The sequence below is a fragment of the Idiomarina seosinensis genome, assembly GCF_003987275.1.
GTDB lineage: Bacteria > Pseudomonadota > Gammaproteobacteria > Enterobacterales > Alteromonadaceae > Idiomarina > Idiomarina seosinensis.
Window position 1 is genome coordinate 193809 of sequence record NZ_PIQF01000003.1, and the last position, 26231, is coordinate 220039.

At 48.8% G+C, this 26231-nt stretch carries 26 protein-coding genes; 15 read left to right on the top strand and 11 right to left on the bottom strand.

From position 1 onward, the window contains the following. Positions 1–53 precede the first annotated feature (53 nt). Genes CWI81_RS10040 through CWI81_RS10055 form a run of 4 tightly spaced genes read left to right on the top strand, consistent with a single transcriptional unit; the run spans position 54 to position 4295 of the window. Positions 54–620 (top strand): UPF0149 family protein, encoded by a 567-nt coding sequence (locus tag CWI81_RS10040; RefSeq protein WP_126785186.1) that lies wholly within the window; start codon positions 54–56, stop codon positions 618–620. A 27-nt stretch (positions 621–647) separates the two neighbouring features. Next, positions 648–1970, top strand: coding sequence for a Xaa-Pro aminopeptidase (pepP, locus tag CWI81_RS10045; RefSeq protein ID WP_126785187.1), 1323 nt, complete (start codon positions 648–650; stop codon positions 1968–1970). Continuing rightward, entirely contained in the window at positions 1952–3121 is a 1170-nt protein-coding gene (gene ubiH, locus CWI81_RS10050; RefSeq protein ID WP_126785188.1) for a 2-octaprenyl-6-methoxyphenyl hydroxylase, read from the top strand. The genes pepP and ubiH overlap by 19 nt, the downstream gene beginning before the upstream one ends. Next, positions 3114–4295, top strand: a complete 1182-nt coding sequence (locus tag CWI81_RS10055; RefSeq protein WP_126785189.1) for an FAD-dependent monooxygenase — start codon at positions 3114–3116, stop codon at positions 4293–4295. The genes ubiH and CWI81_RS10055 overlap by 8 nt, the downstream gene beginning before the upstream one ends. On the opposite strand, the gene CWI81_RS10060 is transcribed toward CWI81_RS10055, so the two are convergent. Beyond that, the gene (locus CWI81_RS10060) at positions 4292–5134 is read right to left on the bottom strand and encodes a LysR family transcriptional regulator (RefSeq protein WP_126785190.1); all 843 of its coding nucleotides are present in this window, start codon (positions 5132–5134) and stop codon (positions 4292–4294) included. The two genes, CWI81_RS10055 and CWI81_RS10060, sit on opposite strands and share 4 nt — an antisense overlap. 131 nt (positions 5135–5265) lie before the next feature. Between CWI81_RS10060 and gcvT the strand changes: the two genes are divergently transcribed. From gcvT to gcvP, 3 genes are all read left to right on the top strand, one after another. Further along, positions 5266–6345, top strand: a complete 1080-nt coding sequence (gene gcvT / locus CWI81_RS10065) for a glycine cleavage system aminomethyltransferase GcvT (RefSeq protein ID WP_126785191.1) — start codon at positions 5266–5268, stop codon at positions 6343–6345. Between the two features lie 43 nt (positions 6346–6388). Then, positions 6389–6778 carry a glycine cleavage system protein GcvH gene (gene gcvH / locus CWI81_RS10070; protein WP_126785192.1) on the top strand — a complete coding sequence of 130 codons (390 nt, stop codon included), beginning with the start codon at positions 6389–6391 and terminating at the stop codon, positions 6776–6778. A 119-nt stretch (positions 6779–6897) separates the two neighbouring features. After that, a complete protein-coding gene (gene gcvP, locus CWI81_RS10075; protein WP_126785193.1) occupies positions 6898–9786 on the top strand; it encodes an aminomethyl-transferring glycine dehydrogenase in 2889 nt (962 codons plus the stop codon). A 68-nt stretch (positions 9787–9854) separates the two neighbouring features. On the opposite strand, the gene CWI81_RS10080 is transcribed toward gcvP, so the two are convergent. The 7 genes from CWI81_RS10080 to CWI81_RS10110 form a co-directional block, all read right to left on the bottom strand. Continuing rightward, positions 9855–10682 (bottom strand): MipA/OmpV family protein, encoded by an 828-nt coding sequence (locus CWI81_RS10080; protein ID WP_126785194.1) that lies wholly within the window; start codon positions 10680–10682, stop codon positions 9855–9857. A 260-nt stretch (positions 10683–10942) separates the two neighbouring features. Further along, positions 10943–11161 carry a hypothetical protein gene (locus CWI81_RS10085; protein WP_126785195.1) on the bottom strand — a complete coding sequence of 73 codons (219 nt, stop codon included), beginning with the start codon at positions 11159–11161 and terminating at the stop codon, positions 10943–10945. A 721-nt stretch (positions 11162–11882) separates the two neighbouring features. After that, positions 11883–13628: a PAS domain S-box protein gene (locus tag CWI81_RS12895; RefSeq protein WP_126785196.1), complete on the bottom strand. Its 1746-nt coding sequence runs from the start codon at positions 13626–13628 to the stop codon at positions 11883–11885. Positions 13629–14090: 462 nt separating this feature from the next. Further along, positions 14091–14471 (bottom strand): TM2 domain-containing protein, encoded by a 381-nt coding sequence (locus CWI81_RS10095; protein WP_126785197.1) that lies wholly within the window; start codon positions 14469–14471, stop codon positions 14091–14093. After that, positions 14461–14706: a membrane protein insertion efficiency factor YidD gene (gene yidD / locus CWI81_RS10100; protein ID WP_126785198.1), complete on the bottom strand. Its 246-nt coding sequence runs from the start codon at positions 14704–14706 to the stop codon at positions 14461–14463. The genes CWI81_RS10095 and yidD overlap by 11 nt, the downstream gene beginning before the upstream one ends. Positions 14707–14711: 5 nt before the next feature. Continuing rightward, on the bottom strand, positions 14712–14930 hold the full coding sequence (locus CWI81_RS10105; protein ID WP_126785199.1) for a DUF4177 domain-containing protein: 219 nt from the start codon (positions 14928–14930) through the stop codon (positions 14712–14714). Between the two features lie 109 nt (positions 14931–15039). Continuing rightward, a complete protein-coding gene (locus tag CWI81_RS10110) occupies positions 15040–15291 on the bottom strand; it encodes a TIGR03643 family protein (RefSeq protein ID WP_126785200.1) in 252 nt (83 codons plus the stop codon). 116 nt (positions 15292–15407) lie between these two features. On the opposite strand from CWI81_RS10110, the gene CWI81_RS10115 reads away from it, so the two are divergent. Both CWI81_RS10115 and CWI81_RS10120 read left to right on the top strand, forming a co-directional pair. Continuing rightward, positions 15408–16466 (top strand): efflux RND transporter periplasmic adaptor subunit, encoded by a 1059-nt coding sequence (locus CWI81_RS10115; RefSeq protein ID WP_126785201.1) that lies wholly within the window; start codon positions 15408–15410, stop codon positions 16464–16466. Continuing rightward, the gene (locus CWI81_RS10120) at positions 16466–19519 is read left to right on the top strand and encodes an efflux RND transporter permease subunit (protein ID WP_126785202.1); all 3054 of its coding nucleotides are present in this window, start codon (positions 16466–16468) and stop codon (positions 19517–19519) included. The genes CWI81_RS10115 and CWI81_RS10120 overlap by 1 nt, the downstream gene beginning before the upstream one ends. Before the next feature lie 4 nt (positions 19520–19523). On the opposite strand, the gene CWI81_RS10125 is transcribed toward CWI81_RS10120, so the two are convergent. The 3 genes from CWI81_RS10125 to CWI81_RS10135 form a co-directional block, all read right to left on the bottom strand. Beyond that, complete coding sequence (locus CWI81_RS10125) at positions 19524–19844, bottom strand: hypothetical protein (RefSeq protein ID WP_126785203.1); 321 nt, start codon at positions 19842–19844, stop codon at positions 19524–19526. A 117-nt stretch (positions 19845–19961) separates the two neighbouring features. Beyond that, positions 19962–20744, bottom strand: coding sequence for a DUF3307 domain-containing protein (locus CWI81_RS10130; protein WP_126785204.1), 783 nt, complete (start codon positions 20742–20744; stop codon positions 19962–19964). Positions 20745–20748: 4 nt separating this feature from the next. Beyond that, a complete protein-coding gene (locus CWI81_RS10135; RefSeq protein ID WP_126785205.1) occupies positions 20749–21378 on the bottom strand; it encodes a hypothetical protein in 630 nt (209 codons plus the stop codon). Between the two features lie 337 nt (positions 21379–21715). Between CWI81_RS10135 and CWI81_RS10140 the strand changes: the two genes are divergently transcribed. The 6 genes from CWI81_RS10140 to CWI81_RS10165 all read left to right on the top strand — a co-directional run bounded on the left by CWI81_RS10140 (position 21716) and on the right by CWI81_RS10165 (position 26231). After that, entirely contained in the window at positions 21716–22741 is a 1026-nt protein-coding gene (locus CWI81_RS10140) for a thrombospondin type 3 repeat-containing protein (protein ID WP_126785206.1), read from the top strand. Positions 22742–22874: 133 nt separating this feature from the next. Beyond that, the gene (locus CWI81_RS10145; protein ID WP_126785207.1) at positions 22875–23477 is read left to right on the top strand and encodes a class I SAM-dependent methyltransferase; all 603 of its coding nucleotides are present in this window, start codon (positions 22875–22877) and stop codon (positions 23475–23477) included. Continuing rightward, positions 23474–24910, top strand: a complete 1437-nt coding sequence (locus CWI81_RS10150) for an HNH endonuclease domain-containing protein (protein ID WP_126785208.1) — start codon at positions 23474–23476, stop codon at positions 24908–24910. Before CWI81_RS10145 ends, CWI81_RS10150 begins: the two co-directional genes overlap by 4 nt. 18 nt (positions 24911–24928) lie before the next feature. Next, positions 24929–25231, top strand: coding sequence for a Rho termination factor N-terminal domain-containing protein (locus CWI81_RS10155; protein ID WP_126785209.1), 303 nt, complete (start codon positions 24929–24931; stop codon positions 25229–25231). Between the two features lie 72 nt (positions 25232–25303). Then, positions 25304–26011: a nuclease-related domain-containing protein gene (locus CWI81_RS10160; RefSeq protein ID WP_126785210.1), complete on the top strand. Its 708-nt coding sequence runs from the start codon at positions 25304–25306 to the stop codon at positions 26009–26011. Between the two features lie 25 nt (positions 26012–26036). Then, positions 26037–26231: a zinc ribbon domain-containing protein gene (locus tag CWI81_RS10165; protein ID WP_126785211.1), complete on the top strand. Its 195-nt coding sequence runs from the start codon at positions 26037–26039 to the stop codon at positions 26229–26231.

Here is a 26231-nt window from a genome sequence, read left to right on the forward strand (position 1 = left end):
AATTACAAAGGCCAGTGTTAGGATGTAAACAAGAATTTTCAAGGACTTTTACAATGCCAACACGATTTAATTACGATCGACTCGCAGAGATGCTCGGACAATATGATATGACGCCCTCAGCTGCCGAAGTGCAAGGCATGCTGACCGGGCTAATTGCTTCAGGCACCGCGGCCGATAGCGAAGAACTGATGACCCTGATGACTGATTTGGCTTACGATGGTAACCCATTGCCTGCTGAGCTAAAGCATTTGTTGCAGCAACAAGCCGAAGAAGTGCAGGCGTCGTTGAGTGACCGCGATATGGGTTATCAATTGTTACTCCCAGAAGACAATGCGCCATTAGCGGATCGGGTACAGGCTCTGGCCGGATGGGTGCAGGCGTTTTTAGTCGGATTTGGTGTCAACCAGGCCAATGTTGGCAACACCTCGGGCGATTTGCGCGAAGCACTGGATGATATGGTCGAGATCTCGAAGCTGGAATTTGACGTTGAAGAAGGCGACGATGCTGAGCGAGCGTACTTTGAAGTGGCTGAGTATCTGCGTATTTCGGCGATGATGTGCTTTACTGAACTGGGTCGCCACGAGGCCTCTTCATCGGAAAATAATAAAACACTTCATTAATGCTTTAGCAACAGGGGAACCAAGCCCATGAAGCCCGTTATACCGCAGGATGAATTTTTACAACGCCGACAGCGAGTACTTAAGCAGCTGCCTGCTAACGTGGTTGCGTTAGTTGCAGCCAGTGAAGAATTGACGCGCAGCAACGACACCGAGTATCCGTTTCGGCAAAATAGCTATTTTCATTATCTAACCGGTTTTAACGAGCCCGATGCGGTTCTGTTGTTAAGTACTTTGAGTGAACACAGCGGCAGCACTCTGTTTTGTCAGGACAAAGATCCTGACGCCGAAGTCTGGCATGGTTTACGGCTGGGGTATCACAATGCACCCAATGCCCTGGGTATTGACCAGGCCCATGATATTGAACAGCTGGATGAACGCTTGCCAGAAATGCTCAATGGCGCTGAAAGTGTGTATTTGATTTTAGGTGAGACCGAAGAGCTGGAGCATCAGGTCCATCATGCCATGGCGTATTTGCGGGAAACCGAAAAGCGTGGCAACAAGGTCCCGCATCGGATTGATGATCTGCGCCCACAGCTCGATCGCATGCGTCAAATTAAGTCAGAGCACGAACTGAGTGTGATGCGCGAAGCGGCAAAAATTAGTTGCGGTGCCTTTCGTCGTATCATGAAATTCGTTGAGCCTGGTGCCTACGAATATCAATTAGGTGCCGAGCTGCATCACGAATTTGCCATGAATGGGGCACTGTACCCCGCCTATGGCATGATTTGTGGCGGTGGTGCCAATGCTTGCGTACTGCACTACACCGATAACCGCGATCAATTACACGACGGAGAGCTGGTGCTGGTAGATGCCGGTGCCGAATACCAGGGCTATGCCGCCGATATAACTCGTACCTTCCCGGTTAATGGTAAGTTTACCGACGAACAAAAGCTATTATATGAACTGGTGTTAGAAGCTCAGCAGGCGGCTTTTAAAGAAATAAAGCCCGGCTCTGACCTAGTGACTGCAACCAAAGCGGCAGCGCGCGTAATTAACGATGGGCTGACAAAACTTGAAATTTTAACCGGTGATGCGGACGAGAACTTTGAACAGCAGCGCTGGAAAAAATTCTTTATTCACGGGCTGGGTCACTGGCTTGGCCTGGATGTGCATGACGTAGGGCGTTATAAAGACGCCAATAACGAGTCGATAAAACTGGAGCCGGGCATGGTGATTACCGTGGAGCCTGGTATTTATATTTCTCGCGAATCGGGCGCCGATGAGCGCTGGCGCGGGATTGGAATTCGCATAGAAGATGACCTGATTATTACCGAGAACGGTTTTGAAAACATGACCGAGTCGGTCCCGAGAACGGTCGAAGAGATAGAAGCGTGGATGCAAAAGTCGTAATCGCCGGTGGCGGGCTGGTGGGTGCTTTAACAGCACTGATGCTCGCTAAACAACATCCTGACTGGCCGATCGTGGTGGTAGAGCCGCGCGCTGAGGGCCCGCCGGATGACAAACGGATTATTGCGTTAGCGGCAGCTTCGGCTAAACGGCTAACTGCACTGGGCGTATTAACGGACACTCAGCAACAGACCCCGATCGAACACATTCATATCAGCGATCGTGGCTATATTGGCGCAACCGAACTGCATGCGACAACCCAACGAGTGGATGCTTTGGGCGTCGTGGTTCCGGCAGCCGCGTTGGTGCAGACGTTGTATCAACAATGTCAGCAGCTCAGTAATATTGAATGGTTGAGCGGCAGCCGGGTACACGAGATTGAACAACAGCAGGATTATGTTCAGGTAACAACCTCAGAATCCCGCCAAATAAAGGCGGAACTGTTAGTCGGCGCTGATGGGCAAAACTCGTTTGTGCGCGAAACGCTGGGGCTGCCGAGCGATATCGAAGATTATGGTCAGATTGGCTGCATTGCCACGGTTACCCTGGATCGCTCGCTGGCCGGCTGGGCGTATGAACGGTTTACCGAGGATGGCCCGATAGCCTTGCTGCCAATGCCGAACAATCAGGCGTCACTGGTCTGGACCTTTAATACAGAGCAGGCGCAGGACGCTAAAAATTGGCACGACGATTATTTTCTGGAAGCCTGCCAAAAAGCCTTTGGTTATCGGGCCGGCGCGATGCGCTCGGTATCCGAACGAGTGTTTTACCCGCTCCAGCTAAGACGAGCAAAACGTAATATCCATCATCGCTGTGTGATCATCGGTAATGCTTCGCATGCACTGCACCCGATTGCCGGACAAGGTTTTAACCTGGGTCTGCGCGATGTCGAAACATTAACGGAGTTGTTGCAGGACAGCTCTGATCCGGGGACATTTCCGGTTCTGTCGGCCTATCAGCAACAACGCGCTAAGGATTATCAGTCGATTATTAACTTAACCGACTTATTAGTGCGTGGCTTTTCGAATCGCTACTTACCCATGGTACTGCCACGTAACCTGGCCTTGCTGGGCTTGCAACACCTGGCCCCGGTTAAATCTGAGTTTGCGCGGTTAACGATGGGCATGAAAGCGGGAGGGCAGATCAATGAGTAAATTGCACCGAGAGCACGTCGACGTATTAATTGTCGGCGGTGGCATGATTGGCCTCAGTTTAAGTATTCTACTGGCACAGCAGGACCGAAAGGTCATGGTGCTGGAGCAACACGTGCAGCCACAGTTAACCGATGAGCTGGCGTTGCGGGTTAGTGCGTTGAACGACCGCAGTCGGCAGGTATTAAAGCAGTGCGGTGTCTGGCAGCGGATAAAGAATCACCGTAGCGGCCCTTACAACAGCATGCAGGTGTGGGATAAGGACAGCTCAGCGCATATTGAATTTAGTGCAGCCGAAGTTGATGCCGAAGATCTGGGCGCGATTGTTGAAAATAATGTGGTTGAGCATTTTTTATGGCAACGGGCAGAACAGCTGGGTGTAAAAATTCAGCAGGCCCCGCAGTGGCAATTGCTAACTGCCGGCAATGAATCTCATTCGGCTGAAGTTCAGCTGGAACAGCAGTTAGTAACCGCGGATGTGCTGGTAGGTGCCGACGGCGGCCGCTCTAAAGTGCGGCACTGGGCGGAGTTACCGCTCACTTTTTGGGATTACCAACAACAAGGAATTGTGGCTAATATTCGCACCGAGAAGCCACACCAGGGCATTGCCCGCCAGGTATTTTTACCGACAGGTCCACTGGCGTTATTACCAACACCTGAAGCCAATACGGTATCGATTGTCTGGTCGGCTGACCAGGCATTCGCTGAACAATTATTGGCGGAGTCGCCGGCGCGATTGGCTAAGTGGGTAGAATCAGAATCCGGCCGGGTATTGGGCGAGTGCCGCTGCGAGTCAGCGGTAAAAGCCTTTCCGCTGCGTATGCAGTATGCCCGGCAATGGCAGCAACAGCGGCTGGTATTGGTCGGCGATGCCGCTCATACCATTCATCCGTTAGCCGGGCAGGGTGCTAACCTCGGCTTTGGCGATGTTAAAACTTTAGCCGAGGCATTGGGCTCCGGTCATTTAAAAGCACTGGACGAGCTACAGCGTAAACTATCGGCTTACCAGCGCAGCCGCAAAGCCGAAACCCAGGTCATGATTGCGGCCATGGAATTGTTTAAACGCGGTTTTGGCACCGCTAATCCTCTGCTTAAAGGACTGCGCGCAGTGGCTTTTGCAATCCCCAACCGGTTTACTCCGTTAAAACGCAAGCTGGCGGAAATAGCCCTGGGTTAAATGCGTGCCTGCAGATAATCGGCAAGTTGCGCGGCGGCACTGGATGCGCCGCCGGCTAAGCGCATAATCACATTAACACTCCCCGGTTGTGGCAGGCGTCTGCCATCGGCTAAGGTGTCAATAATCGAAATGGTCTCGGGCACTGTGCTTCGGGCCAACACGGTAATCCCCAGACCGCTATGCAGGGCCGCCGTTAAGCCCGAAAAATCGGTATTGGTATAGGTAATTCGGTAAGGGTGATGAATGCGCTGCAATGACTGCTCCGCGCGCCGTCGATAGATACAGCCCTCGGGTGCCACCACCAGCGGTAAACTGGGTTGCTCCATGAGCGCCGAAGACCCTACCCAAACCAACTCTTCGCGTTGTATCAGCACATCGCTTTTATTGGTTTGTTCGCGCAAAGCCAGAATCACATCAAATTGCTGCCCCAGACCAGCAAGTAAGTCTTTACTTAACGCAGAGGTAACTTGCAGAGTGACCTGCGGATAAACCTGAGCAAACTGGCCAAGCACCTTGGGTAATAGGCTTGAAGCAAATTCACTGGTAATACCCAAGCGCACCTTGCCACTAACTTGCTGTGGCTCAAACTGTGCCCAGGCCTGGTCATTCAGTGCCAATAGACGCTGAGCATAGTCAAATAGCACACCACCTTCAGCGGTTAGGGCGAAGCCTGAACCGTGGCGGGTCAGTAATTCCACCCCCACTTGCTGCTCTAACTTCTTTAGCTGCAGGCTAATTGCCGGTTGCGAACGACCCATTCGCTCGCCGGCGGCAGTCATACTGCCCAGCTCGATGACCGCGGTAAAACTGCGCAAGGCTTCAAGGGATAAGTGTTTCATTGGTGCGCCTTATAAAGTGCTAAGTCACTATTAGAAAAGTTAATACCATTATAAGCATTATTGATTTTAAAATTAAGCCGATCACGCCTATAATTTGCGGCCATCAACCGACGGTAATTAAGGAACGCGTTATGGGCAGCAAAACGCCACTGTACGATGCACACGTAAAAGCGGGTGCAAAGATGGTCGATTTTCATGGCTGGGACATGCCGTTAAATTACGGTTCGCAAATCGAAGAACACCACGCGGTACGCCGTGATTGTGGAGTTTTCGATGTGTCACACATGACCATCGTGGACGTTGACGGACCTCAGGCACAAGCTTTTCTGCGCTACCTTTTAGCCAACGACGTGGCTAAATTAAAAACCGAAGGTAAAGCTCAATACACCAGCATGTTAAATGAAAACGGCGGTGTTATTGACGACTTGATCGTTTATCACTTCTCCGACACCTCCTACCGTATGGTGGTTAACTCAGCCACTCGTGATCGGGATCTGGCCTGGATCGAGAAAAACGCCGCAGATTTTGACGTTACCACCAACGAGCGTGACGACATGGGCATGCTGGCGCTGCAAGGCCCTAATGCTGCAGAAAAAATCCAGCAAGTAATAAGCGCTGATCAATACGCTGAAATCGACGGTATGAAACCGTTTGTCGGTAAACAAGTGGGCGATTTCTTTATCGCGACCACGGGCTACACCGGCGAGAAGGGCTACGAAATTGTGGTGCCGGCCGACCAGCTGGAAAGCTTGTGGGACCAATTACTAAAAGCCAAAGTCGCTCCATGTGGTCTGGGCGCTCGTGATACACTGCGCTTAGAAGCCGGCATGAACCTGTATGGTCAGGATATGGACGAAAAAATCACGCCGTTAGAAGCCAATATGGGCTGGAGCGTCGCGTTTGAACCGGCCGACCGTGATTTTATCGGGCGCAAGGCGTTAGAAACTCTAAAGCAGCAGGGCCACCATAAGCTGGTTGGACTGGTGATGGAAGCCAAAGGTGTGTTACGCCACGGTCAAAAAGTGACCATTGAGGGTGGCGAAGGTATCATTACTTCTGGTACATTCTCGCCTACACTTGGTTTTTCTGTCGCCATGGCACGCGTACCCGCAACGGTAGGTGATACAGCCGAGGTTGAAATGCGTAAGAAGCAAGTGCCGGTCAAAGTGGTTAAGCCGGGCTTCGTGCGAAACGGCCAATCCGTTTTATAAACCTATTTATTAGACTAGTCGATTTGAACTACAGGGACCTATTATGAGCAATATTCCAGCGGATCTGAAATATGCATCCACCCACGAGTGGGTTCGCGATGAGGGCGATGGCACCTTCACCATCGGTATTACTGAACATGCGCAAGACCTGCTAGGCGATATGGTCTTTGTTGAATTGCCGGATGTTGGCGACAAAGTCGAAACCGGTGATGACATCGCGGTTGCAGAATCAGTAAAAGCCGCTTCGGATATCTACGCACCGATCAGTGGCGAAGTGGTTGCCGTTAACGAAGAGCTGGAAGACTCTCCAGAAACCGTTAACAACGACCCGTTTGGCGACGGATGGCTATTCAAAATAAAGGCAGAAGACAGCAGCGAGCTGCAGAACTTGTTGGACGCCGACGCGTATGAAGCAACGCTTGATGAAGACTAACCGCATCTAAGCATGAACTAATAGCAGACATGGAACGTCGCGAACCCCGGAACTTTAGCCGGGGTTTGTTGTTTTTCGTTTTAGAAAACTCTCTCTTTTTTTGTACGAGGCCGAGGTAAATGACCAGTACTACTTTGACGCAATTAGAATATCACGACGAATTTATTGGCCGCCACATTGGTCCTAGCGCAGAAGAGCAAAAAGCGATGCTCGAAGTGCTGGGTGCCGATTCGCTGGAAGCTTTAACCAAGGATACCGTGCCGGGCTCGATACTACGTGACCCGTTCCTGCAGGTCGGTGAACCTAAAACCGAGCGCGAGGCGTTGGCAGAGATAAAAGCGATTGCCAAGAAGAATCAAATCTTTACCTCGTATATCGGTATGGGTTACTACGACACAGTGACCCCTAACGTGATTTTGCGCAACGTACTGGAAAACCCGGGTTGGTACACGGCTTACACGCCTTATCAGCCGGAAATTGCCCAGGGCCGTCTAGAAGCGCTGTTGAACTTCCAGCAAATGACGATGGATTTGACCGGCCTTGATCTGGCTAGTGCGTCATTATTGGATGAGGCGACTGCTGCTGCAGAAGCAATGGCGATGGCAAAGCGCGTTTCAAAAAATAAGAAAGCCAATGCGTTCTATATTGCTGACAACGTTTACCCACAAACCATCGACGTGGTGAAAACCCGTGCGGAATACTTTGGTTTTGACATTATCGTTGGTCCGGCACGCGAAGCGTCCGATCACGACGTGTTTGGTGCGTTGTTGCAGTATCCGGATAAAACCGGTGAATTGCATAACATCGAGCAACTGATCGGTGAGTTACAGGACAAAAAAGCTATTGTTGCTGTCGCCTCCGACCTGATGAGCCTGTTGATGCTGAAAGCTCCGGGCGAGATGGGCGCTGACATGGTGTTTGGTAACGCCCAGCGATTTGGTGTACCCATGGGCTATGGTGGTCCACACGCGGCATTTTTCGCCACTCGTGACAAGTTTAAGCGCTCGTTGCCGGGTCGTATTATTGGTGTTTCTAAGGACAGCCGCGGCCGTCCTGCGCTGCGTATGGCAATGCAAACCCGCGAACAGCATATCCGTCGCGAGAAAGCCAACTCCAACATCTGTACCGCCCAGGTATTGTTAGCCAACATGGCTTCGTTTTACGCGGTCTATCATGGTCCGCAGGGACTGCGCCGCATCGCCAACCGTATTCACCGGTTAACCGACATTGTGGCGCTGGGTCTGCAGGACAAAGGCGTAAAAATTGAAAACGGCCATTGGTTCGATACCCTGACCTTTAGCATGACCGAAAACGCCACCGACGTGCTGGCACGCACAAAAGCTGCGGGCATTAACCTGCGTAACGACGGTGAAGGCGTATTCGGGGTAAGCCTGGACGAAGCAAAAACACGCGATGATGTCGAAGCGCTATTTGTTGCCTTGTTTGGCGAAGACCACGGCCTGGACGTTGATGTTCTGGACAGCCGTGTCGCCAGTGGTGATGTGGAGTCGATTCCAGCGGCATTAGTGCGTGAGTCTGAGTACTTAACGCACCCGGTATTCAATGAGTTTCATTCCGAAACCGAAATGCTGCGTTACATTAAAAAGCTGGAAAACAAAGATTTGGCATTGAACCATTCGATGATTTCGTTAGGCTCATGCACCATGAAACTAAACGCCACCGCCGAAATGATCCCGGTGACCTGGCCTGAATTTGCTCAGTTGCACCCGTTCTGTCCAGTAGAACAGGCGCAAGGTTATGCGGAACTGGTATCAACGCTGTCGGACTGGCTGATTGATATTACCGGTTACGATGCGTTGTCGATGCAGCCGAACTCAGGTGCGCAGGGCGAATACGCAGGACTGCTGGCGATTCAGAAGTACCACGAAAGCCGCGGCGACGCGCATCGTGATATCTGCTTAATTCCAAGCTCTGCACACGGCACCAACCCGGCGTCGGCGCAGATGATGAATATGAAAGTGGTTGTCGTAGACTGCGATAAGCAGGGCAACGTCGATATGGACGACTTAAAAGCCAAGGCTGAAGAAGCGGGCGATAATCTGTCGTGCATTATGGTGACCTACCCGTCGACACACGGTGTTTACGAAGAAGGTATCCGTGACATTTGTGACCTGGTGCACCAATACGGCGGTCAGGTTTATATGGACGGCGCGAATATGAACGCGCAGGTCGGCGTGACTTCGCCGGGTTACATTGGCTCAGACGTATCGCACTTAAACCTGCACAAAACGTTCTGTATTCCGCACGGTGGCGGTGGTCCGGGCATGGGACCTATCGGTGTAAAAGACCACTTAAAAGACTTTTTGCCAAACCACAGTGTGATCAATCTGGATACCACTAAAACCGGCAATGGCGCGGTCTCCGGTGCCCAGTTTGGTAGTGCCAGTATCCTGCCAATTTCGTGGATGTACATCGCCATGATGGGCGGACGCGGTCTGCGCGAAGCGTCAGAAACCGCAATCCTGAACGCGAACTATGTAGCTGAGCAACTGAGCAAGCAGTTCAAGATATTGTACCGCGGCCGCAATAACCGTGTCGCACACGAATGTATTATTGACTTGCGTCCGTTAAAAGAAGCGGCCGGTATTGCCGAAATCGACGTTGCTAAACGGTTGCAGGATTATGGCTTCCACTCACCGACCATGAGCTTCCCGGTTGCGGGTACGATCATGGTTGAACCAACGGAGTCCGAGTCTAAAGCCGAGCTGGATCGCTTTATCGAAGCGATGATCTGCATTAAGCAAGAAGCGGAAAAAGTCGCGGCAGGAGAATGGCCGAAGGATAATAACCCACTAGTGAATGCACCACATACATTAGCGGATATTACCGACGCCGAGTGGGATCGTCCCTACGATCGTCATACCGCAACTTATCCGGTTGAAGCCGTCGGCTACGATAAATTCTGGCCAACGGTAAATCGCATCGACGACGTATTCGGTGACCGTAATCTGATGTGCTCATGCCCGAGTATTGACGAATACCGATAGTTGTTGGTGACAAAAATCACATAAAAAAAAGCCCACTTGTGTGGGCTTTTTTATGCAGCTAAATCGCTTTAGAAGATGTAAATAAAACCAATACCCACTTCGGTTTCATAGTTGCTACGAGCGATTGGGCTATTCCGAACTTCGCTACTGTAGTATTCGTACAGCGCTTCGCCATAAATCTGCCAATTGTCATTAACGTAATGGCGATAATTATAATCAATGCCAATCGAGCGTAATCCGCCACTCATTGAAGTTGCCGGTAAACCGGATGCCGCTGCCTGACCGCCGTCTATGCCAAAACCTGTGTTGGCGTATTCGCTGTCGTGAAAGGTTGCCACTAAGTTAACTTCAGAGCCGGTGCCGTCAAATTGGTCACCAAAACGGCGGCCTACACCAAATAGACCTAAGTTTCCGTCATCACCCGTTACGATACGACTCACTAACCAATAGCGCCAATCGGCATCGAGCGCGCGACGCGCTTGAAATACGAGTTCAGCGCCTTCGTCCTGATTGCCGAGCCCATCCAACCGGCCATCGTCCGAGTCGCTTTCTTCGCGGCCTTCATCGAAGCCAATGGTGGCCTCTAACAGCCAATTCTCAGCGCGAAGACCTCGCCAACCGAGCGCTTCGCCGGCAAAATAAAAGATATTATCACCGCTACGCCATTGCACGGCGCCGGCAGGCTGAACTTCCAGTCCAAATTCGTCTGAGCCCTCGTAGGCGGTTTCATACTCAACACCTAAGCCGAGCCCGAAGCTCCAGCCATCCTCGCCTTTGGAGAAATCATTGAGCGAAGGTAAAGGCACCATCGCTGTTTTTTCGTCCTGCGCTAATGCGGTTTGAAGGGTTAGTCCATTTACGCACAAAGCCAACAGTAAAGCGCTACACTTTTTCATTTCAACTTCTCCAGCATGTGTTGGTGTATAAACAGTTCTTAGAGCATAAGCGTGATACTTACAAGTTATTGTGCGTGGATCACAGACAAATATTTTATATATCACCAGGTCATTGATGACCATCGGAGTTTAGGATACTGGAAGAGTTCGAAGTTGACAGTGTTTACTTAGAGTCTGTTTTGTAGTTATCCAGGAACGGACCTTAGGGACCGCTCCTGGCTAGACGAAACTGCGGTAGCATGCAAACAGCTGAATAACTGTTACTCAGCTTCTGCTTTTGACATGTTTTTTGAAATAAGAAAGAAAGCTAACGACGCCCCCCATACCATAAAGTACGCAAATTGATTGCTTAGAGTTATCAGCATCTGAAATTCACCACCGCGAACGAGGCCAGAGGTGTGATAAGCGATGGTTGCTCCTTTATAGAGAAGCGCAATTGAGGTCAACACCAAAAAAACGTTAGCAATTTTGTTAAGCATTTATGTTCCTTGTTTCTTTTATGATTTAGCTGCTCTTTTTACCATAAATAGTGTCGGGAAGTCTCGACACCAAGATAGTGAATTAATAAAAAGTCATTCTAATGTTAAAAAAATCAGCATGGCTGATGTTGCTCGGGACATTAGCCATTGCAAATTTGGAGTTTTCGGAGAGGTTATTAATCCTGTCGCCAGTCGCGAATCGGGTAAGAGAATTGCGGGCAAAAAACGGTGATTTGAAGAAGGTGAGCTGGAAAACCTGAATATTGACGAATTGGCTCCTAAAATGACTAGAGGTGGTAAGCTAAATACTTACTCACTTTAGTTTGCCAAAACCTAAACTCGAAGCTTTTAAGGAGGCTGAAATGGAAATAATCGGTTGGATGGCATTTTTTGTCGGATTATACGTAGCCTACAGACTAGAAAAACTCATTCGTGAACTTAAACGAAAAGGCGTATTGGATAAGGAGTTTAAGTAGCCTATTTGGACAATGCTGAAGTGCCGTAATTAAACAGTCAGCCGCGAGTGAGGAACGGACATTAGGTATGGTTTTTTGCTTACTATGTGCATAAAGGATATATAACCCAAGTATTTCCAGTTGGCCCGGCAGGCTACTGGAAAATCAATATATCCGAGCTTGAAGGACTTGGGTTATATGGCTTAAAGAGCTAACAAGATAAAACCGAAAGACCTTATAAATCTGTCGGTTTAAATGTCTTAAGGCTAATCAAGTTTCGACAATGCACTGACAAGCTCATCAATTAACCTATCGCTTTCCTGAATGACGTTATTAATTTCAGATGCTGCTTGTGATGAGCTGTTCGCGAGCGCTCTGACTTCGTCTGCAACAACGCTAAACCCTCTGCCTGCGTCGCCAGCCCTAGCGGCCTCAATGGCGGCATTCAGCGCTAATAGATTCGTTTGGTCTGATAGGCCATTGATAGTGGTCACAAACTTTGTAATGCGCTGGGTTGAGTCCACCAGTTGAGTTGAGGTTTCTTTAGTCTTTTCCTGAGCGCGTTGTCGTTCAGTAATATCAACGCCGAAAAATACCAGCTTAGAAATATTGCCATCTCTATCGTTGATACGGCATAGGCGTCCATCAATTGACCGTTTCACTCCGCCGACTTCGCTGAATTGGACTTTTTGTTCGGCCAGGCCGTTTTCGATACTCAGCTTTATCACTTCGTCAGTAAGACAGGCCCAGAGGTTCTTAGCAGCCCCTTCGGCATCACCGGAACAAGATTGTTTAAACAGTTCATTAATTTCTGTGGGCTGTCCTTCTGATGAGAACTCTATAGTGACCAGAGCTGATGCCATTGCATCGGTCTTGGCGTAGTACTCATCGCGAGCAAGTTTATTTTCTGTGATATCAGTCTGTATTGAAATATAACGGCTTATTTGACCACCCTCAAATACAGGACTGATTGACAGACTTATCCAATAAGCATTTCCGTGTTTGTCGTAGTTAAGAATTTCTTCATAGATAACCTCGTTTGCGGCGATAGCTTGAGATAAACGACTGACGGTATTGGGGTCGGTATTTCTTCCTTGCAAAAAGTCACCCGGCTTTCTACCTTTTACTTCATCCATTTCATAGCCAGTCATTTTAGTAAACCCTCGGTTTACGTACTCTATTGCTCCCCGGTTATCGGTAATCACAACCGCATTGTCGGTCTCGTTGGCTACAAGTGATAGCATTTCGACTTCTTTTCGGCGCTTGACTTCTTCATCGATGTCTCGGAAAAACGCGACGTAAAATAACTTATCTTCGCCTAAGTCAACTTTAGAAATAGTGACTGATGTCCATACGGTGGAACCATCAGCTCTGTGTACCTCAATCTCGACGGGGCGTCCTACTAACCGGTTTTCTCCGGTTCTTCGGTTTCTGTTTACGTAACCGTCGTGACTACCCTGCTCGCTACGCGGCACCAGCATCTTGACATTGTTGCCGAGAACTTTTTCACGGGGGTAGCCCCATAAGTTCTCAGCAGCTTTGTTAAAGGTGATAACGTTATTTTGCTCATCAATAATAACCACAGCGTCTAACGTTTGTTCAAACGCCTGATTTAAAATTGCCCGGTTCTGGCGATCCTTACTGACATCGCGAGCAAACGCGGTATAGTGCTTTTTGCCGTCAATAATCACCTTGCTTAATGAGAGCTCCGCATAGATGGTGCTACCGTCTTTCTTTTTTATCGGGACTTCCCGTGTTGAGTTGACGATGCGATCCTGATCGGTCTTTCGATGTCGGTCAACATAACCGTCATGTCCTGCCGCGACATCTTCATGCATCAATATAGCGACATTTTTACCAAGTACTTCATTAGCTGAATAGCCCCACAAACTCTCTGCGGAATCATTAAAAAATGTAATCAAATTATTGTCATCAATATTGACGACAGCAAAAACACTGCTAGCCATTGCATCGGCTAGCTGACGGCGTTGTTTTTGTTTCTTAAAAAGCATCTGAACCTCTGGGAAGTAGTCCTACCTAGTTTATCGGCAGCACAAATTCAATCTTAATAGTATTCAATATTTAGTTGCTTCATAGTCGGGAAGGCTTATCGCGCCAAGTAACATTATATTTCCGCTAGTAACGGACTGGCGCTCTGGCTTTAACTAATGACGTTGAATGAAACGCCGTAAATACGCTGCGTTATTCTAAGAGGATCAAAATTATCTAGCCAAGAAATAGCTAACGATTAGCATGGTCGGAGCAACCTGAGGTTGTTGATGAAACAGTAAAAACATGACCCACACGCACGACTGTTCTGGCGAACAGAGGTAATACTTTTAAAAGCCAGTAACGATAAAATAGTAATCTACGAGCGTAGCGTTTAGCCTAGCGTCCGCTGTCAGGTTTAACCCCCTCGATTCCAAGCCAAAATATCATTGCTGCATAAAGAACCCAGACCCCAGCGCAAGCTTTCACCCCTCCGACCGCACCTCAGCTAAAATCTTCCGCATCTTTTCAATGTTGTGCGCATATACGATCTGCTGTGACTTAAACAGCTGTGGCAACTCGACTACAAAAATGCCGACTAACAGAATAATGCCGAGCGGTGCAAACACGGGCAGCATGAGAAAACCAAACAGCATCACGGCTAAATTGAGTATGCCGCGTGGTTTGTTGCCTAAATAAAAGTGGTGCAGCCCGGCAATAAAAAAGTAGTTCAATACGGCGTAGGTGTCCGGGTCTTTCAGTCGCTGGCGCTCCAGTCGGTGATATTGGCTGCGCTGCTCGGCAGACAGCTGTCTAATCTCAGTGCGTAATGCTTCTTCTTGATCGCGTAGTTGTTCAATTGACATGAGGAGGTCCTACTTTGGGCACTGGATCATGGATCTTATGCGAGCAATCGGGATTGCTGCAGCGCCGGATTCGTTTAAAACCTAATTTTAGACCATCCCATGTACCAAAGTTTGAAATAGCCTGATAGGTATACTCCGAGCAACTGGGAGTATAGTTACATTCGGTGTTAAAAAAGTGACGCGAGCCACCGCGCTTCTGATACCAGCGGATGGCCGTTAACAGAGGGTTGTTCATGGTACTTACTTGCGACCTAGTGTGAGAATCGCTGCTTCACGAGTCCAGAAGAGCCAAAAGCGCTTTTGTTCCAGTACCTGAAACACCATTTGCCAACCGTTAGCGGCTTCTTCGTTTAATACCGACTCAATACGCTTTAAAGGTAAGCCACTGGAGCCCAGTAACAGCGTTCCACAACCGCCTTCTGCTACGTGAATTACTTTATATTCTTTAAAGTCTGACATGCGCTAATACCCTGTTTTGTTGTTAATTTTTATAACTTAGAGCATGCCGGGTTAAGCGTCAATTAGAACCATGTGTAGGATATTTCATAACGCTCGTTTTGCCCTAGGTTCAACGTTGTTTATACTGCGTCGGACAATAGCCACGATTGACTGCTTTAGGTCGCAACTTTTGATGTTTGGTATTGCGGCCATTGACGCGCTGGCGCCACAACCTAAAGCTACTGGGTTTTAGATGTCGACGCATAAAGTTAATGACTTGCTTTTCGTTTAGGTTGAACTGCTGTTCAATTGCTTCGAACGGCGTTCGATCCTCCCAGGCCATTTCGATAATGCGAGATTGTTCCGATTCACTGATTGTCATGGTACCTCCATACTTTGATATTATGGATACGTCATCAAAACTAAAAACGATCCTGACTTTTATGTTTAACGGACCTGTGACACTATTATGCTTAAAATTAAATCATCGAGATTGTCATGAATAAGAAGGTTGCCAGACTAGTTTCTTACGGGGTTTTTGCAGTATTTCTGACTGCCTGCTCAGACAATAGCCAAACTGATACGGAAACGACCGCGACACCGGTAGCAACGGTTGCGATAGAGACTGCCGAAACGCCCAGTTCCGAGTATACGGCAGCGTTAGTTCCCCGTTATCAGACAGACTTGGGTTTTCAGGTGAGCGGCAAGGTCAGTAGCCGCCAGGTGGAAGCCGGACAAAAGGTCAGCAAAGGTCAGACACTGGCCACCCTGGATGATGTCGATTACGTGCAGCGCAAACAAGCGGCAGAGGCTGCTTTAAAAGCGGCTAAACAGAATTTACAAAAAGCCGAAAACGACTTAAGACGTGGTAAAGAGCTTTACCAGAGCAACGCCATCGGCGAGCAGCAACTAGAGTCTTATCAGCTGGCCTATGAATCCGCCCAGGACCAGTTCCAGCAAGCGCAGTCACAACAGCAACAGGCGCAAAACGCACTGGAATACACGCGCTTAAAAGCACCTGAATCCGGTACCGTGGTGGCTATTAATGCCGATCCGGGGCTGGTAGTCAGTGCCGGCCAACCGGTTGTGCAACTTGCCCAGGGTGAACAACACCAAGTGGTGTTTGATTTGCCCGCTGATAAACCGGTCACTGAATCGGCAACACTGATGCTTAACGGGCAGGAATTGCCGTTGAGTTTATTCTCTCAATCCGGAGCCTTAGACCCGTTAAGTTTTACCCGGCGGGTAAGATACAACCTCGAACAACCTCTGGATGATGCGTTATTTGGTCAGTTGGCAACGGTGCTGGTGGTCAATACCGATTATGACAATGGTCAGTTGCTGGCGGTGCCTATTGCCGCCATCGATCAGCGCGGAGAGCACGCTCAAATTTGGCGTATAGAATCAGGTAAGGCGGCGACTACCGAGGTGCAGGTCATGGAGCTAACCACTCAACAAGCGCTGATTAAAAGCGATAACCTGGCCGTTGGCGACGTTATCATCAGTCAGGGAATTAACCGGATTACCGAAGGCCAATCTGTAAAGGCGGTTAACTGATGTCCTCGCTAAATCTCTCAGCGATAGCGGTAAAGCAGCGCTCGGTTACCTTATTCTTTTTATTGTTAACGTTAATTGCTGGCTTGTACTCTTTTGGCTCTATGGGACGCGCCGAAGATCCCAGTTTTACCGTGCGGGTAATGATGGTATCCGCCCAGTGGCCAGGGGCTGAGCCCGAAGTTATTGAACAGCAAGTGGTCGATAAACTCGAGAAAGAAATCCAGGAAGTACCGGATCTAAAAGCCATCGAGACTACCATCCGACCGGGTGCTGCCTATTTAAAAGTTGAGTTTGAAGACTTTGTTACCTCCAGTGAACTGCCCGATCGTTTTTATCAGGTGCGACGGCGGATGCAGGATATTCAGGCGCAATTACCTCAGGGTGTTATCGGCCCGCACGTTAATGAAGACTTTTCGGACGTTTATTTCTCGATGATGTCGTTGACCAGCGAGGAGCAACCGCAACGGGAGCTTATTCCGGTCGCTGAGGCGCTTCGTGATCGGCTGCAGCAGGTAGACGGAGTTAACAAAGCACTGTTATTTGGCGAGCGGCAACAGCAAGTTTATATCCGCTTTAACGAAGCCCGGGTGCAGCGGTTGGGGCTAACCAGCCAGCAGTTAGCTGAACAGCTCAGACAATACAATCAACTGCTACCCGCCGGCGAGATTCAAAGTGAAGGACCAACGCTCAGGCTGCGTGTAAAAAACGATTTGTCTGATCTCGAACAGCTAAAGCAGCTGCCGATAATTATTGAAGATAGACAGTTCAAGTTGCAGGATATTGCTACTGTCGAGCGTGGCTACCGCGACCCGCCACAGCAAATCATTAGGGCCTTTGGAGAACAGGCACTGATTGTTGGCGTGGTGATGCAACAAGGCGAAAACGGCCAGGAGTTTGGTGCCCGTCTAGCTGAGTTCGTCGAAACCGAAAAACAAAACCTGCCGGCCGGAACTCAGCTACAGGTATTGACCAATCAAGCCGACGCCATCGACGATGCGGTTAACCTCTTCCAGGTGAAGTTTTTGGTCGCCTTGTTAGTGGTCATGGGGGTCAGTATTCTGGCGATTGGTTTTCGGGCCGGGCTGGTGGTTGGTATTGCGATTCCAGTAACGCTGGCCGCGACCTTTATGGTGATGTTGGCGATGGGGATGAACCTGGACAGGGTAACCCTGGGCGCGTTGATACTGGCGCTGGGCTTACTGGTGGACGATGCCATTATAGCCATCGAAATGATGCTGGTAAAAATGGAGCAGGGGGTCGAGCGTACTCAGGCCGCGACCTACGCCTGGACGGTGACTGCGGCGCCAATGCTGTTTGGTACGCTGGTTACGATTTCCGGCTTTGTGCCAATAGGTTTTGCTAAATCGGCGGTGGGCGAATACGCCGGTAATATCTTTTGGGTGCTGGCAATCTCACTGACTTTATCGTGGATTGTTGCGGTCGTCTTCACGCCCTATCTGGGGGTTAAGATGCTGCCTAACATCTCCCCGGATAAACACGTTGACCACGATGCCCGCTATCCCAAATTGCGAAGCTGGATAACACGTTGCGTGCAATACAAAAAGACAGTTGTGGGAATTACCGCAGCACTTTTGATTGTTGCGATTGCAGGGATGGCCGGGCCGGTAGAAAAGCAGTTTTTCCCGGCGTCGGACCGGACCGAAGTTATTGTCAGTGTGTACATGCCGGAGGGCACTGCCTTCCATCGCACCAACGGCGCGATGAACAAGCTGGAAAATATAGCCGCTGACGCTGAAGGTATTGATTCTGTCTCGGCGTATATTGGTGCAGGTCCGCCCAGATTCTTTATTTCAGCGAATCCGGAACAACCGAACAGCAGTTTCGGTAAGCTGTTGGTGGTTGCTGACAGCCCTAAAGCCCGCGACAAACTGATGGCAACTTACCGGCAGGCGATTGATGACGGCCAGTTCACCGAAGCAAGAGTCCGTGTCGAACGGCTCATGTACGGACCGCCTGTGGACTGGCCGGTCGCGTTCCGGGTGTTAGGCTCCGATCCGGTTGAACTGCGCGACTATGCCAATGAGGTGCGGGACATAATGGCCAGTAACGAACACACGGTTGAGCCTCATCTGGAGTGGTCGGAACGCATCCCGGCCCTGCATTTACAGTGGAAAAATGGCGAATTGGCGCGCCACGGGTTAACACCGGCGGCCGTTGCCCAGCAGCTGCAAATGCTCTTAGACGGACAGATGATTACTCAGTTGCGGGATGGTATTCGCACGGTACCGTTGCAGGCCATCGGTGGCAGAAGTCGTATTGATCACAGTGATAATGCCGCCCAGCAACAAGACGCACTGGAGCGACTGGAACTGCGTACAGCCTCGGACAAGGTGATACCGCTTAAGCAAATTGCGGATATTAAAGTAGAGTTTGAAGACCCGGTATTAAAGCGTTACAACCGGCAGCTATCTATTTCTGTGAACAGCGAAATACAGGGGGCGCAGCCGAAAGATGTAACTACCGCGATATGGTCTGACTTGCAGCAACTGCGAGAGCAAATGCCGTACGGCTATGATATCGAAATTGGTGGTACCGAAGAACAGTCGTCTAAAGCGCAGGACTCTATTCGGGCATTAATGCCGTTGATGCTGGCCCTGATGCTCATTTTCGTGATGCTGCAAATGCGTAGCTTTAGCGGCACATTTATGGTGGTGGTAACAGCTCCGTTAGGATTAATTGGTGCGGTAGTGGCGTTACTGCTGTTTAATCAACCGTTTGGATTCGTAGCAACGCTGGGGCTTATCGGTCTGGCCGGTATACTCATGCGGAACACATTAATCCTGACGCAGCAGGTCAGCGATAACCTGGCGGACGGCATGTCCGAGCGTAAAGCTATTATCGAGGCGGCGGTGCAACGTGCCCGGCCGGTACTGCTGACCGCCTTTGCTGCCGTGCTGGCATTTGTGCCATTAACGCTGGATAGCTTCTGGGGGCCGTTGGCCTTTGTTCTAATCGGCGGTGTGAGTGTTGGTACTGTGATCACGCTATTGTTTGTACCGGCGCTTTACGCCCTTTGGTATAAAGTATCGTAGTGCGTTAACAGTTATCATCGCCGCGTTTACGAATGACCCTGTTGGCCTGCTCAATGCGGGACACCAGGGCATCAAAGCGGCGCGCCTCGGCGGGTGTAAATTGGTATTCGAGGTAGGTGTTTTTACCCGGTGCCAGGTAACCGTAGCGCTCTTCCACTTCGCTTATCGAAGACATACAGACCTTAGGTTGTTCCGCCAACGATTCGACATGCTGAGCCAGGCCTTCCAGCTTCTCCAGGTAGTCGTTAACAATTCTCGGCTGACCGCAGGCGGTCAGCATCACACCAGCCAGTAACCCTATTGTAACCCGAAGAATCGGCTTCATAACTGCTCCAGCGACAAGTAACTAAGTTAAGCTTATGCGCTGGAGGCAGCTACGCAAGTTTCTTTACTTGAATTAACATATGAGGGCGTAAGGGTTTTAACATTATTAAGAAGGTCACTAGAACAATAACAGTTTCGCAACTACACCGATTAGCAATACAAACGTAAAACTAGCTAATGTTCCTAGCAGAACGTATTCATTGAGTTGAGTATCTTTAGCTTTGTTCTCACCAAATCTCAGAACTGACTTAGCCGCGATGATAAAACCAATCGCCGTGTATTGATTTGCAAAAATTAAAGTAAGAGTGATTAAGCGCTCTAGGTATCCAATTAACTTTCCGGCCTTGGGGATCTGACGGTTGTCGGCTACGTCTCGAGATTGAAGTATAAGTTTTACTAAAATTGATGTTGGCTTTAAGGTTAATAAATAAGCCGCCACAATGATGAGATGCTCCAATGAAATTTGCTCAACCCAGTTTAGGTTATTACTAAACAAAATCAGCCAGATAACAATGATCGATAGAATGTGAGCTAATTGGTCAAATAACAGTGTGCTTAGAGCATTGGTTTTTAACGACTTAAAAAAACGCTCCGCTACTGCTTTCGCTACGTCTATAACTAAGTGTGTACTGGCTAACCAAATAGTGACCTTATACAATTCACTATCGGAAACCCAAATAAGTCCCAGCTTATGTGCAGTAAAAAGTGCTGCTAGGATGAGAAAACCGTGCAAAAGTGCGTGCGATAGCTGTGAGGTTATAAAATAGCAATGAAGATAATAACGTCTTTTGGGGCGGTAGAAGACAAAACGTTTGGCTTTAACCCACTTATCGGTTTGTAGATAAAAATCACCTACAATGTGGGTGATTAGTAGTAAGACGAGGATAAAGTATTCGTTCATATTATTATGCTTTAGCCTCGCTTATTAAGTCGCCTGCGTAAGTCAAATACTCTAAGACCGCTGTGTAATGGCTAGCGTTGAGTAACTTCGTGGTGTTGGCACGGCTTTTTTTAAGTCTATTACCAAGGTTCGCATGGGATTCATTATCGTGTTGCAGAAAGCAACTTAACACTTCGGCTTCGGTTTTGGTTAACGAAGATAAGTGCGCGTCCAGAATCTTAACCGTTACACCAAGATGTCGATGGAGGCTGCTGTCTGAGGATGAGAATATAAATAACTCAGACTTCATTTTGTCTAGATTCCGCCCCGACATCACAAATGCCTCACCGGTAGAACTTTTAACATCATCGCGCATTTTATCAATTTCTGCCACTGCAATGCTCTGTCGAACGTCAATCTTAGCTGACTTTAGGGACAAGCGGATGATAGAGGCAACGAATAGCGCTTCTTTAGGAAACGTTAGAATAATTTGGAATTCATCGCCGCGAAAAACATCGAAATGCATTTCTCGACTCTTCGCGAGCTGCTTTAAAACCTTTGTCAGATGTTCGAGCACGGTATTATATGCTTTTACTTCAATCTGACTCGAGTCGACAATATCCCCAGTAATTACGGCTACTAAATTTTTAGACATATCGAAATCCCTAACTAATAGCGATCAAGAGTAACTACATACAGTTACAATAAGGAATGTAACCGAATTCAGTTACAATTTCAAATGTAACCGTATGTGGTTACCTAGTAGCGCTTAGGTTTTTGATAGTACCGGCATATGACGATGCACATATAGCAAATGACCGTTAGTCATTTGTCCTAAATCTATTGCTAGTAAATTGGTTGTAAACTATACAAGAATACACTTCGAGAAAACACGATGTAACTTAAGCTCGAGTAATCACTGCTGAGTTTATGTTGTCCAAGCCCTCGCTTGATGAACTTAGTGCGTATAATTCATTTAAAAGGTAATAAAAATGTTTCGCCTATCTAAAACTCTTATTGCTGCAGCTGCGTTCACGGCTGCCTCCGCAATGGCTCAACAAACGATCGTTTATACCAGCGACTCCTCGGTTACGGCCTATGACCCGATACTGCCGTCGACGGCTGATGCTAGCTGGCCAACCAATGCTTGTAAGGTTAACCCCGACGTTAGTCTGCAAGATAACTGGGTTAACCCACACGCTGCGACCGAATTTGGCTTGTCAGTTCATCCCTGGCAACCAGCAGCGGGTTTCGGCGCTCAGTGGATCAATGCCTGGAATACTATGGATTCGGTGGACTCAGGTGGGCCGGATGGACACAACTGGACACGCTATTCACAAGAAATAACAGGTCAGGGTGAATTTGTTCTGGATCTGTTGGCCGACAATTGCTCATGGGTTTATATCGATGGCAACCTTGTTGGTTTTCAGGCCGCTACGAGTTCAGCAGACTCTTATCCTGTCACCCTTAACGGTGATCACACACTAGAGTTTATTATATTTGACGGCGGCGGCTTAGCCGGCGGTATGTTCCGACTGGAAACCAATACGGGTACTACCTTTACTGATAGTGACGACGATGGGTTAACTGATTCGGAAGAAACACTGACTGAAACCGATCCGCAGAACCCAGACTCGGACGGCGATGGGTTCCTGGACGGTGAAGAGGTAGCCGCGGGTAGCGATCCAAATGATCCGAACAGTCGGCCAGTTGAGGATAGTGACGCTGACGGCGTATTCGATGATGTCGATGCTTGTCCAGCTACTGAAGAAGGTGCAGCGGTCGATCAGTTTGGTTGCTCCGGTGAGCAAAATATTGCTAACGCGTGTAACTGCGCAGGACCTGCAACAGACGTGCCTTGGAAAAATCACGGCAAGTACGTTAGTTGTGTGGCGAAGGCCTCTAACGCACAGGTTAATAGTGGCCTAATTACCCAGGACCAAGCGTCAGCGCTGATTTCTTCAGCGGCCCGCAGTGACTGCGGTAAAGCGCCTAAAGGAAAAGGCAAAAACAAATAACAGTGTATTCTTCAAAGACAAAGGCGAGTCAGTTTCTGGCTCGCCTTTTTACGTTTCTAATGTGTTTATTTATTACCCAAACGCGTTATGCTGTTAAATAACTAAGGTAAACCAAAGTAAGTCAAAGGATGACATGCCGAATCAAACCATTCGCTACTACAACGATAATGCTGAGCAGTTTCTAGATGACACGCTAAATGTCGATATGTCTGTTGTTTATAATCAATTTTTGGCAATGGTGCCAGCCGGCAGCCGTATCCTGGATGCGGGCTGCGGATCAGGTCGTGACGCTCTAGCTTTTTCGGATCAGGGATTTAAAGTGGCGGCTTTTGACGCCAGTGAAAAAATGGTGGAACAAGCACAAAAGCTGTTGCCAAACGCGGACATTAAACGAGCAACATTTTCTGATTACAGCTCTGATGAAACCTTTGACGCAATTTGGGCCTGTGCCTCCCTGTTACATGTGCCGGAAGACGAATTACCGGGAGTGCTCAGTCATTTATCGAACTTTTTAGCCCCCGAAGGTGTGTTTTATTGCTCGTTTAAATATGGTGATGAAGAACGCCATAATCAGGGAAGAGACTTTACCGACCTTAACGAAGAGAGATTGCATCAGGCGGTTCAGGATACACCACTTCATGTCGATGCCTTATGGGTCGATGCGGATGCACGACCCGGGCGCGGAGACGAGCAATGGCTAAACGCAATTTTAAAAAAGAGTGCGGATGCTAAATGATGTCGTTAGAACATTCCTTGCGACAGCTGGTTCAACGTTATCAACCGGTCGATGCCGGTAAGGAATCTTATCTCGGTGAGTCCGCGGCTGGCTATAATGTTGGCTCAAGTCAAATAGCTTCGTCGAACATTATTCGTGACCCTTTGGACCGATTTCCTTCCCATGAGCTGTTTCACTTTTTGTCCGATCAGCGGCAGCAATTAAAAACGGATGATTTTCTATTTATTGCGCAAAACTTTGGGCAGTCAGCTAATAACAATATCGACCAAGGGCCACTGGCGCGGTTAAAGCTATTGTGCTCCAGGCTTGGCTTATCGTCGGTTGAGTCGAACATAACTGAGCATTATTGGATACTGGTTTTGCGCAAGCGCGCATGGGCTGCACAGCCTCTGGATCGAATAGAGAGTGTGTTGCGTCACGATAAGAAAACAGCGACTTACAAGCTGGCGCTACTGCGAGCGTTTTGTGACATTGCGGAGCAGGGCCATGATTCGATGTATTGGTATGCCGATGGACGTGCCGGAGTCTCGTTAAATCGGTTGGCTGAATGTTGGCTAGAGTATTACTGGCCACTGTTGGTGCACGATATTGCGCAAATTCGCGGCAACGTTAACTTAAAGTTTGAAAAGGGTTTAAGGCTTTTGATTCAGGAAGCTGCGGAGCTTTACCGTCTGCCGGCTGAATCAATTAACCTATTGTCGGTGTTCTTGACCCAGCGAGAGCAAGATAGGCTGCCGGAGTCATTGGCGAATCGATATAGCAGGGTTATAAAAGAAATTTCTCAGACCATTATCAGAGGCCCTGTTGACTATACTAAAGGCGAGTTATTTGAATATGATCAAGCTCAGCAAAAGATTATGGTGGATGGCGATCTTTGGCAGGAGTTTTGTTTGTCTGGCTATTGGGTCAGAGACTCGCTGCTAGTTCGCTGGGCAGAGCTTTCTGCTTCTTTAGCAGCTGTTGGTGTCCCGACACCGGTGCAAAAAGCGCATGTGTTTGGAGTGTTACTAGAGAGTAGCAACGTCGCCCGGGATCAGTCGGTTGCGAGTAAATACTACAAGCAGCAAAGCAACCTCTGTTGCGTATGGACAGATGAACAGATATCCGCAAAGACTCTTGCGGTCGATCACGTTCTGCCGTTTAGCCTTTGGTTTTCTAATGACCTGTGGAACCTGCAGCCGAGCTTTAAAGCGGTGAATTCAAGAAAAGGTGATAAGGTCCCACTGCCAGAGCTTTTGCAGCAAAGAAAAGATCCGTTATTGGATAACTGGCGTTACTTATATGAGTGCGAACCAACACAGTTTAAAAGTGAAGTGACTCGAACTATCGGTCGTTTTGAACAACGTAACTGGCGTGAACAATTGTTCAGCCATTTACTACAAACTGCTGAAATTGCGGTTAATGCCCGGCAACTGCCGGCGTGGGAAGGGTAAAGATACAAGGAGGCTATTATGCCAGACGTTTGGCGAGAAAAAGACGAACGGATGTATCAACACATTAAGCAGACCCAGTTGGATGAGGGTAAAAGTGAGGAAGAGGCTGAAGAAATTGCCAGTCGCACGGTGAATAAGCAGCGGCGAGAGGAAGGTGAAACTGAGAATGTGACGACTCAGGGCACGGGTAATCCTAATACGCCGCTGGAAGAGAGGACAAAGAACGAACTTTATAATCGTGCCCAGGAACTCAACATCGATGAGCGAAGCTATATGAGCAAAGACGAGCTCATTCAGGCAATTAGGCAAAAGCAGTCGTGAATTGCAGCTGACGTTAACGCGGTTTAATGGTTTAATAACCGCACGTTTAATAGGAAAAATCAGTAGCAGGTCATGGCCGACACTCAGTACATTACGAAAAATCGCCTTTCTCAAGAAGTAAACCAAGCCCGAAAATGGGTCGCCATTATCGGTGCGCCGATTGCCGCAACCCTTATGTTCGCACTGCCACAGCTGTGGTGGGTTATAGCATTCGCCTACTTAATCCTGGTGTTTGGCGCGGCAGCGACTAAGAAGTCGGGTGCCAGCGGCGAGCTGAAGACCTTGAAACAGCTAGAGAAGCTGCCTGACGATTATGTGCTATTTAACCAAGTTGATGTTCCTAACCCGAAAACAAAGCGTGGTTATACCGAGCTCGACCTGATTGTGGTAGGGCCTAATGGCGTGTTTGTCATCGAGGTTAAAAACAATAATTCGAAAGTAACTGGTGATGAGCAAGCACCTAACTGGACGGCTCACAAGGTGGGACAGAAGGGTGGTCGTTATACCGCTGACGTTCGCAACCCGATAAAACAGCTTAAAAAGCAGGTACACGTGCTGGCAACCTATTTAAAAGGTAAAAAAGCATCTACCTGGCTCGAGGGCGTGGTGTTTTTCTCTCATCGCAAAGCTCGGGTTAAATTAAGTTCTCCACCGAGTATCCCGGTGCTTGAGCGCAAAGGGTTGGTCGAACACATCCAGGCTTATCAGCCAAAACGCCCTCCAGCCAATCTGGACAAGGTTATTCAGCAGCTTATCGTCTTAAAGCAAGCAGCGAGTTAATTACTTAAAGCAGAGCGAGACAGTTATGTCGTTAGCGCACGAAACCAGTTTCAGTTGTCCGTATTGTATGGCGCCGAATTCGCTGGAGGTTGATCCCGTCAACGATGTTGGGCAACATCAGATCGTTGATTGTCAGGTGTGCTGTCAGCCGATAGAACTGTGGATTCAGGAAACACCGACCGGAGATTTTGAGGTTCATGCTCAGACCGATGAGGAATAA

Excerpts from the sequence above, each read along its gene's own strand:
- CWI81_RS10125 (WP_126785203.1), bottom strand. The coding sequence starts at position 19,844 with ATGAAGCCGATTCTTCGGGTTACAATAGGGTTACTGGCTGGTGTGATG.
- gcvH (WP_126785192.1), top strand. The coding sequence starts at position 6,389 with ATGAGCAATATTCCAGCGGATCTGAAATATGCATCCACCCACGAGTGG.
- CWI81_RS10060 (WP_126785190.1), bottom strand. The coding sequence starts at position 5,134 with ATGAAACACTTATCCCTTGAAGCCTTGCGCAGTTTTACCGCGGTCATC.
- CWI81_RS10105 (WP_126785199.1), bottom strand. The coding sequence starts at position 14,930 with ATGTCAGACTTTAAAGAATATAAAGTAATTCACGTAGCAGAAGGCGGT.
- pepP (WP_126785187.1), top strand. The coding sequence starts at position 648 with ATGAAGCCCGTTATACCGCAGGATGAATTTTTACAACGCCGACAGCGA.
- CWI81_RS10095 (WP_126785197.1), bottom strand. The coding sequence starts at position 14,471 with ATGTCAATTGAACAACTACGCGATCAAGAAGAAGCATTACGCACTGAG.
- CWI81_RS10115 (WP_126785201.1), top strand. The coding sequence starts at position 15,408 with ATGAATAAGAAGGTTGCCAGACTAGTTTCTTACGGGGTTTTTGCAGTA.
- gcvP (WP_126785193.1), top strand. The coding sequence starts at position 6,898 with ATGACCAGTACTACTTTGACGCAATTAGAATATCACGACGAATTTATT.
- CWI81_RS10120 (WP_126785202.1), top strand. The coding sequence starts at position 16,466 with ATGTCCTCGCTAAATCTCTCAGCGATAGCGGTAAAGCAGCGCTCGGTT.
- CWI81_RS10085 (WP_126785195.1), bottom strand. The coding sequence starts at position 11,161 with ATGCTTAACAAAATTGCTAACGTTTTTTTGGTGTTGACCTCAATTGCG.
- CWI81_RS10145 (WP_126785207.1), top strand. The coding sequence starts at position 22,875 with ATGCCGAATCAAACCATTCGCTACTACAACGATAATGCTGAGCAGTTT.
- CWI81_RS10110 (WP_126785200.1), bottom strand. The coding sequence starts at position 15,291 with ATGACAATCAGTGAATCGGAACAATCTCGCATTATCGAAATGGCCTGG.
- CWI81_RS10160 (WP_126785210.1), top strand. The coding sequence starts at position 25,304 with ATGGCCGACACTCAGTACATTACGAAAAATCGCCTTTCTCAAGAAGTA.
- CWI81_RS10080 (WP_126785194.1), bottom strand. The coding sequence starts at position 10,682 with ATGAAAAAGTGTAGCGCTTTACTGTTGGCTTTGTGCGTAAATGGACTA.
- CWI81_RS10135 (WP_126785205.1), bottom strand. The coding sequence starts at position 21,378 with ATGTCTAAAAATTTAGTAGCCGTAATTACTGGGGATATTGTCGACTCG.
- CWI81_RS10165 (WP_126785211.1), top strand. The coding sequence starts at position 26,037 with ATGTCGTTAGCGCACGAAACCAGTTTCAGTTGTCCGTATTGTATGGCG.
- CWI81_RS12895 (WP_126785196.1), bottom strand. The coding sequence starts at position 13,628 with ATGCTTTTTAAGAAACAAAAACAACGCCGTCAGCTAGCCGATGCAATG.
- gcvT (WP_126785191.1), top strand. The coding sequence starts at position 5,266 with ATGGGCAGCAAAACGCCACTGTACGATGCACACGTAAAAGCGGGTGCA.
- CWI81_RS10150 (WP_126785208.1), top strand. The coding sequence starts at position 23,474 with ATGATGTCGTTAGAACATTCCTTGCGACAGCTGGTTCAACGTTATCAA.
- CWI81_RS10140 (WP_126785206.1), top strand. The coding sequence starts at position 21,716 with ATGTTTCGCCTATCTAAAACTCTTATTGCTGCAGCTGCGTTCACGGCT.
- CWI81_RS10040 (WP_126785186.1), top strand. The coding sequence starts at position 54 with ATGCCAACACGATTTAATTACGATCGACTCGCAGAGATGCTCGGACAA.
- CWI81_RS10130 (WP_126785204.1), bottom strand. The coding sequence starts at position 20,744 with ATGAACGAATACTTTATCCTCGTCTTACTACTAATCACCCACATTGTA.
- CWI81_RS10155 (WP_126785209.1), top strand. The coding sequence starts at position 24,929 with ATGCCAGACGTTTGGCGAGAAAAAGACGAACGGATGTATCAACACATT.
- yidD (WP_126785198.1), bottom strand. The coding sequence starts at position 14,706 with ATGAACAACCCTCTGTTAACGGCCATCCGCTGGTATCAGAAGCGCGGT.
- CWI81_RS10055 (WP_126785189.1), top strand. The coding sequence starts at position 3,114 with ATGAGTAAATTGCACCGAGAGCACGTCGACGTATTAATTGTCGGCGGT.